2 protein-coding genes are annotated in these 8455 nt (G+C 41.4%); both read right to left on the reverse strand.

Annotated elements, in window-relative coordinates; translation table 11 throughout:
* On the reverse strand, positions 1-7691 hold a 7691-nt coding region (locus AB8E63_RS08555; RefSeq protein ID WP_368910834.1), incomplete at its 3' end, for a beta-N-acetylglucosaminidase domain-containing protein.
* 153 nt (positions 7692-7844) lie between these two features.
* The coding region (locus tag AB8E63_RS08560; protein ID WP_368910835.1) for an SIALI-17 repeat-containing surface protein at positions 7845-8455 on the reverse strand (611 nt) is incomplete at its 5' end.

An 8455-nucleotide genomic window follows, 5' to 3' on the forward strand; every position in this document is an offset into this window, starting at 1 on the left:
TCTGGATCTGGAGTTGGTTGCTCAGGTTCTTCTGAAAGTTCTTGATAGTAAGTCGTCATTTCATAGAACTCTGGTTTGCCACCCTCCCAAATGAGTTTAACATCAAGTAATGGAGCCTTATCTCTGACTGCAAATGTTTGGAAGCTTGAAGTAATTGCTCCCAAATCTGTCCAAGCACCGTCTCTGTCTGTTTTCAGAGTACGAGCGAGTAAACGAGCTGCTACTCCTTGAGGCAGACTAGAAACAAGTCGGATGTGGTTAGCGTTTGTTGGTTCTGACAAGTGGTAAACCAACTCACCTTGGTCTTTCTCAGCCTTATAGCTTGTCAAGACTTTGCCATCTACAAGATTTGTGTATAGGTTGCCTCGACTTTCTCCACCGTTTCCTTGAACAGTTGGGTCGTTGATAGGTTTCACAAATTCGCCGTCATTGATAACCAACTCAGTAAATCCAACAAAACGAGCATCGTAATTAGCAGTGAAGAGAACACGGAGATAGTTAGCTTTAACTGGACTTGCAAGTTCACCTTCGATGTAGCGATTTCCAGGCATCTTAGAATCATGTGTCCATCCATCTGTCAATGAATCATCACGCATTTCATTAGCGACACCATCACCTACTGTCACAACATCTGTCCATGTCTTACCATCTTGACTAACCTGAATTTTACCATCACGAAGATAGTTCTTCGTACCATCTTGGATATAGGCTCTAATCTTCTTGATTTCACGTTCACTACCAAGTTTCAAGGTAATATGACCATCTTTACGTGCATAGTCAGAGAACTCTACAAAGTTATTGTAAACACCATCAAACAACTGATCCAAATTCTTGATCTTACGAACATCATTTGCACCATAGTAGGCATCAATTCCCATTGATGTAGAATCAAGTTTAGTTGGCTCCACTTCTTTTGTCTTAACGAGTAGAGATGTTGCTGTCACTGCTTGTTCTTGGTCAGTCTTATTAGCCAAACGAGCATAACGTACCAAGGACTTATCAGTTACTTGGCTAGCTGGATACCATTCTTGTGCATTTGGAGAGAATTCCAAGTCAAGGGCTGGATTTCCAATACCGATAGCCTGAATACTTTCAGCCTGGTGTAGACGGTCTAGCTTCATACCCAAGTAGCTATGAGCTGGAAGCTTAGTTCCACTTGGAATTTGCATGTCATAACGACCGAGACTGTCATATACTGGAGTTGATTTCAAACTTTCAACATTAGTATCTGTCATCTCGCTATTGCCAGCACGTGTTTCAACTGAGAAGTCAGCGATACGCCACCATAGATTGATATTCTTGGTGTTACGAACACGGATGTAGCGAGCTGAAATTGGAGTTTCAATTTCTTTGGTTTGTTCACCAGTCAAACGATCCAATTCTTGCCATGAATTTCCATCTGTAGAATACTCAAGAACACCTTCTGCCAATTTATCACCTGATCCTTGAACGAGGCGAACCTTAGTTACAGGTTTGACTCCACCCAAGTCTAGTTGAACCCAACCACCGACCGGAGTTGTATCTGTTCGATCAGCATTTGCAAGCATGGCTTCCGTATTGTCACGACCATCTGTAATCTGAGCAACCGTCGTATTGTACTTGTACATAAGATTTGGACTGATGGTCACTGTAGCTGCCTGTTTAGGACGACTTACTTCTACAGGACGGTTCACAGCGATTTCTCGTACAGCAAACCAAGTGTTCTCACGATCAGAAGTTGCAATCATTCGAACAGCTTTAGCATTGATATTGAGATTTTCAAATTTAAGAAGAGGCTCATTACCAGTGTAGCTTGGTTCTGAAAGTGTTACCCACTCATCATTTTCATTGAGGTACTCAACCTTAGCATTGTTAAAGGTATCGCGTGGATTTGCTTGAGTTCCCATTGCAAATGTCAAGTTTTGAATTGGAACAGCTTTATTAAATTTCAAACCAATATAGTCACCAGTTTGGATGCTGTTTGGTGATTTGATAAGGGCATGTGTTCCTAAATCTCCGTCAGTGACTTCAGCAAGTCCACCTTCTACACCTGTACGGTTTGTGATAAAGGTGCTGATTACTTGGTCTGGGTGTAGGGCTTTTTGAACTTCAGTTGCCAATACTTCACGAAGTCCAAGCAAGAATGGACGGATATGTTGTACACCCAACTCAGCTCTTTCATCATGGTCTACATAATGGAAAGTATAAGTTTGTGATTGTTCATAAAGTTTCAAGCCCTTGTAATAGCTATCCCAAAGTCTAGCAGAATCATTGTTTTCAATAGCTTCTGATCCATCTAGGAAAGCACTCAAAGCATCCATTTGGTCAATGGCATTATCCAACCAATAGTGGATTTGAGCACGCATCTTTTCGTCACCAGATGCTTTATAAAGTTGGGCTGCAGCTTTTATTTTAGCAAATTCTGCACGCAATTCTTGACGCTCTGCACTGACATCTTGACCAGCTTTCAACTTAGACATGAAGGCCGCCAATTTTGGTGCGAGTTCAACAGATTCTTCCAATTTCACAACACGACTATCCATGTTTTGGTTGATCATATGTTTACCAAGTTCACGGAAGGAAACAGATGTTTCACTGTCAGTAAATTTACCTGTTTCAACAAAGTTGAAGGCGATGTCATTTACTTTCTTAGCTTCTTCTTCAGACTTCCATTGTTTCCATGCATACTGAGCTGCAGAGAAGAGAGCAATCTTAGAAGGCTCAGATTGTTGCATTGGATTCAACATGATACCTGAAAGGAGGCTTGGGTCCACATTTGGATGAAGGAATTTCTCACCGCCACCCAAAATCAAGTGTTGTTTAGAGTTATCTGTAACAGGCCAGTTAATCCATAGAGAAACTGGGCGGTAGGTCTTACCTCCTGCAGACAGATTATTCTTAAGGTTTGAAAGGAAGCTTTCAGATACTTCACCCCAAATCTTACCACCAGTAAGGGTCATAGAAGTTGAAGTTGGAAGATTTTCATTTAGAGATTTCAACTCATCTTCACGACCATTACCCCAATACTGACCTGGGACAAAAATCATTTCCTTACGAAGGCCAACATAAGTTGCTTGTTTTTCAGTCAACCAATCTGTCATGTCCTTCATCAAGCGGTTGTAGCTATTATAGCCACCAACTGGGCTTGGAGCATCATCGGCCAAAATACCGAACTCACGAACGCCGACATCCATCAATTGAGTGAACTTAGCCTTAATGGTTTCAAGGTCTTTTTGGTAATCAGCATCGTTACCAAAACGGATACGGTTGTTCATGAATGGGTGGATGGTCCAAACATAACGAGTCTTGTTTTGGTTTCCGACACGCGCCAATTCACGGATTTCAGCTAATTTTTCTTCTGGATAAAGTTCACGCCATTTCTTGTTGTGGTATGGATCGTCTTTTGGAGCAAAGAAGTATTGAGTCAACTTCAAGTCACCACCAAAACGCATCAATTCAGCACGATCAGCATTGCTCCATGGATTTCCATAGTAACCTTCGATAAAACCACGATTCTTAATTTCAGCGTAGTCTTCAACAGTTACATTACGTAAAACTGGAGCTTCACTTTCATTAAGCATGTGTTTAAGAGTCGTCAATCCATAGAAGACAGCATCTGTATCTTTACCGACGATAGAGATTGTATTGTTCTTGATTGACAAAGCATAAGCATCAATCTTATCAAAGAGTCCTTGAGAAATACCAGATATTTCTTTTTCTGCCTGTGAATGTTGACCATGAACACCAAGATAGATATTTGTAGCACCTGCTACTGCTGCTTGACTGCTTGTATAAGAGATTTGATGATCTTGTAGTACACTCTTCAAGCGGTTGCGAGTATAAATATCTAGCTGATTACCCATGACAAGATTCACTTGTTTTTGAAGTTTAGTGACACCTTCGCCATAAGTGACTTTTTGTGGTGTTGGGAATACCTTGTATTCTTTCTTGAGATAGTCTTGACTTTGTGCTGCAGCAGCAATCGCATCATCACTGGCTGGTTTTGTAGCTACAAAGCTATCCGCAAGTTCAGTTGTACCGTCATTCACTTCTTCAACTTTTGGTTTTTCTGGGGTCACTGGTTTCTCAGGAGTTACTGGTTTTTCTGGAGCAACTGGCTCTTCTGATTCACTATCAGAAATTGGCTTGAGCAGTTGAATTTCTGCAGCACTACCAAATCCTGCGACACCTGACAGAACTTTAAATTCTACCTTATTGGTTTCAATTGCTGCAAAATTAACAGTTTTTTCTTTAGTATTATTTTCCCAAGTTCCTGAAGCAACCTTAACCATTTGACCATCTTTTTGAGCATAGATTTCATAAGATGTCACGACTCCGTTACCACCACCTGGACGTGGAAGATAAGTCAAACCATTGACTTTTTCAGGAGCATTCAAATTCATAGCAACGGTATATGGAGCCTGATGTCCAGTCCATTTAGAATGCCAGAAGGTATTTGGATCATTGTCGAAAGCTTTTTCAACTGGGCCTTCAGTCTCTGTTCCTGGAGTTTCTTGACTGCTTGCAGAAACTGTGAAGTGATCTGTTGGGATCAAACGTGGGTTTACAAATGCTTCATTTGACAACTCTGCACTATGCAAGATTCCTTGGAAGCCACCGATTGTTTCAAGTGGAAGTACCAAGCTATTGTGAGCCAAGCGAGGGTGAGCTGGATTTGCAATACGCTCAACTTTTTCACCGTCTACATAAACTTCTGTTTTTTGTGGTTTCGTAACAACAGAGATTTGATAACGTTTATTCTTCTCTAGCTTCTTGTCAAATTGAATATGGAATTGTTCAAATTTATAAGCTAAGTAGCCATCCTTGTCCGCAAGGTAAAGTTGGTTGTCCCCACTTGTAGAGAAGACTTGCTCTCCATCACCTGTAACAGTTACATCCAATTTCAAAACATGACTAGGACCAACATCACCTACTAAGCCTTCGATGCTAGAATCTTTTTCAAAATTCAATCCTGCTTCTGTTTTCTTCACATTCTTAGCAAGATATTTCTTGATAGTCTCTGGTTTAATGGTGAAGAGGTCGCTATCTTCTATTGTTTTTTCTGGATTTGAACGTGGTGCATAAACGCTTGTTGGTTGGATACGGTCTGCATAGGTCTTAGCTGCACGATCTGAACCCCAAGTGCGTTCTGCAGTTGATTGCATGCTCTTGAAGAAGCGTTTAAAGATATCAAAAGAGGTAAGCCCTGTTTCATGAAGGTCAATGTTGTCATTCCAAACCGCATGACCACCACCGATGATATTTGGATTAGAGACTTCTAGGCGTGGTCCTCCACCTGTTGAGAAGTCATTTGGTGTCCAGCGGTTGTATTGAGTTTCATAGTTTGCATAATCCCCATAACCACCTTGACTATTGCTTCCACTTGGGACACTGTAGGTTGGAATATCTGTGATATTGATAATCTTGGCACCCTGAGCAATTGCTGCCTGTGGACGTTGCCAGTGGATACTCCAGATATCCACTTCTACATCTTTCCAATCTACAGGTGTAGTTCCTTGTTTGGCAGAGAGTGAACCCCAAATACGCGGTGTTAGGCCTTTGCCTTTGATGTACTGAATCATATCATTGACATAGCGACGATAGCTTTCTGGATTTCCATAATATTCATCTGTACCGATATGAACTGTAGATACGCCATGGAGAGGTGCGTCTTCACCATCGAGCAGTTTATCATAGACTGATTTGACAAAAGCAAGTGTCTCTTCGTACTTGTTATCCAAATCTAGCATAGCCACGCGCTCTACATTATGCTTGTTAGTGCTTAGTCGTCCTTTATACATAAGGTCAGGTCTAACTTTTACAAATGAAAGGGCGTGACCTGGTGTGTCAATTTCAGGAACAAGGTTGATATGCAAAGCTTTTGCCAACTTGATGATTTCTTGCATTTCTTCCTTAGTGTAATGCTCGTCAGATGTTAATTTTTCACCATTTTCACCGACAACATTAGTCTCTACACGGAAGCCTGTCTTAGCTTTTTTGAGGACATAGTCTAGTTCTTCATCTTGAGAAAGATTTTTACCAGCCAAGTGATCTTTTAAGAAGATATAGTTATCGTTCAAGTGCAATTGAAGATCGTTCATCTTGTAGTAGGCCATGTTGAGCATGATATCTACAAGCGTATCATAAGGAATAAACTTACGACCTGTATCTAGCATAAAGCCACGGTGACTAAAGCTTGGGTAATCACGGATTTCTCCGTTTTGCAAATCATTTTCTCCCAACTGAAGGAGGGTACGAGTTGCATAGAAAGCACCTGTATTAGTCGCTGCTTCTACAGTAATAACTCCATCTTTAATGGTGATACCATAGCCTTCTTTGCCATAACCCTTGTCTTCAACCTTTTTAAACTCAATACGATTTTGCGCTTCTTGACTACCGGTTGCGACTTCCAAACCACGATTTTCAAGGTCAGTTTGGTAGAACTTAGCTTCCTTGTCAAATCCTGAATTTCCAACTGAAATGACAGTTTCAGAAGTAATAGAAGTTTTACCCTCAGTTCCGTACCATTGTTGAACAGCTGGAGCAACTGCAGGTTTGGTTCCGACACCTTCATCTGCATGCAAACCTTTAATAACTACTTCAAATTCTTTTGTGAAGGTATGGTTATCATTCGTTTGTTGAATCATCACTTTGACATGTTGTTCTGTCAGCGGCGTGTAGATTTTATTATTTAGGTCGATAACACCTTGCTTGTTGCTTCCGATCAAGCTAACTTGACCAGGTAATTTAGGCAATACAAGTGATTTTCCGTCTTCAGCAACCGCTATTTCTGTAACTTGACGAATATCTGTTGGTTTGCTGGTGTCTGGAATGTTTGAGTAGGCACGAATTTCTTGAATACCCACATTTTTCCATTGCATCGTACCGGCTTGATAATCTGTAATTTCAAGTTTAAGATACTTAGCTTGAACGGCTTCTTTTAAGTCAACTTTTTCATCTAGAACCGGAGTTCCTGTCCGTTGATGAGCCAACTTCCATTCTCCAGGACCTGATCCATTGACTTCGTCTTGACCTGCATAATAGAGATTCCAAGATTTGATGTTTGGATCATTTTGCTCGCCACGAACACGACGATCCCAATCGATTTCCACATGCTTGATTAAGGTTGTCTTTTCAAGCTTAAATTCGATTGTTGGTTTCACAACATCACGGTCAGTTGCCCAACGAGTATCTGGATTTCCATCAATCGCCTTCTCAGCTGTAAATGGTGTGTTGGCTTCATGGTTTGATGCTGTCGCAGTAGCCTTTTCCAAATGATTGACATCTGGAGTTTCAACCAAATCTTTAGTCACTGGCTTTTCTGCTGGTTTAGCTACTGGTGCTGCTTCTTCTTTTGGAGTTTCTGCTGGTTTTGGTGTTGCTTCTTCCTTAGGAACTGGAGTTTCTGCTGGTTTTGGAGATACTTCTCCAGTATTTTCAGGCTGAGCTTCCGCATCAGTCGGATTCGTTTCAGCAGGATTAGTTGGTTTTGCTGATTCAGCTTTTTCAATAGCTGCTGCTATATCCGCTGGTAACTTATCTAGGGGCTGAACCTGTGTTACCGTGCCTTCTGTCTCTGCAGGCCCTTCTGTTTCTGCTGCTTGAACCATACCAGCACCAAAAATGCTTGCACCAATCATGACAGAAGCCGCGCCCATTGCAAACTTACGTATACTGTAATGACACCGTCTCTCAAAAAAATGTTTTCCCATTTTCTTTATTTCCTTTCCCACGCTTAAATTGGGTAAGCGTTATCATTTCCCTTTTAAAAAGGGAGGACCAAGAGGTCCTCTCTAGGTGTTTGGTTTTCTCCATTACAATAAGTTAGGAGTTTGAGTTTTCATAGTATAAAACTCTATTATATTTTAATCTTCTTTTCTTTTTTGAAGAAATAGAGCAGACATTGCTAATGTAAGACCAGCTAGGAAGAGGTGTTCAGCTGTGCCTTCACCAGTTTCAGGGAGTTTAGACTCAGCCGCTTCTTTTTGTGCTGCCTGCATCTCTGGTTTCGCAGCAAGAGCTGGTTTTTGATCAAGTTTTTCTGCAACTGGACTTGTCTGATTGTCTCCTGCAGCTAATGTTTCTTTATACTCAGGAACATCATTCTTAGCAGCTTCAACCCAATTAACTCCACCCTTGAACTCTGGGAGCTCATTCTTATCTGCTTCAACTGCGTTAACGCCACCCTTGAACTCTGGGAGCTCATTCTTATCTGCTTCAACTGCGTTAACGCCACCCTTGAATTCTGGGAGCTCATTCTTGTCCGCTTCAACCCAATTAACGCCACCCTTGAATTCTGGGATTTCATAAACAGCCGCTTCTGCAGCATTAACGCCACCTGTAAATTCAGGAATTTCAACTACTGGTGGTTGCTGTTCTCCCTTACTTGTTAGTACTTCAGGTTCTGGAGTTGGCTCTGGATCTGGGGTTGGTTTTGGATCTGGAGTTGGTTTCGGATCTGGAGTTGGTTCTGGAT

The sequence above is a fragment of the Streptococcus sp. oral taxon 061 genome, from assembly GCF_964211575.1.
Lineage (GTDB): Bacteria > Bacillota > Bacilli > Lactobacillales > Streptococcaceae > Streptococcus.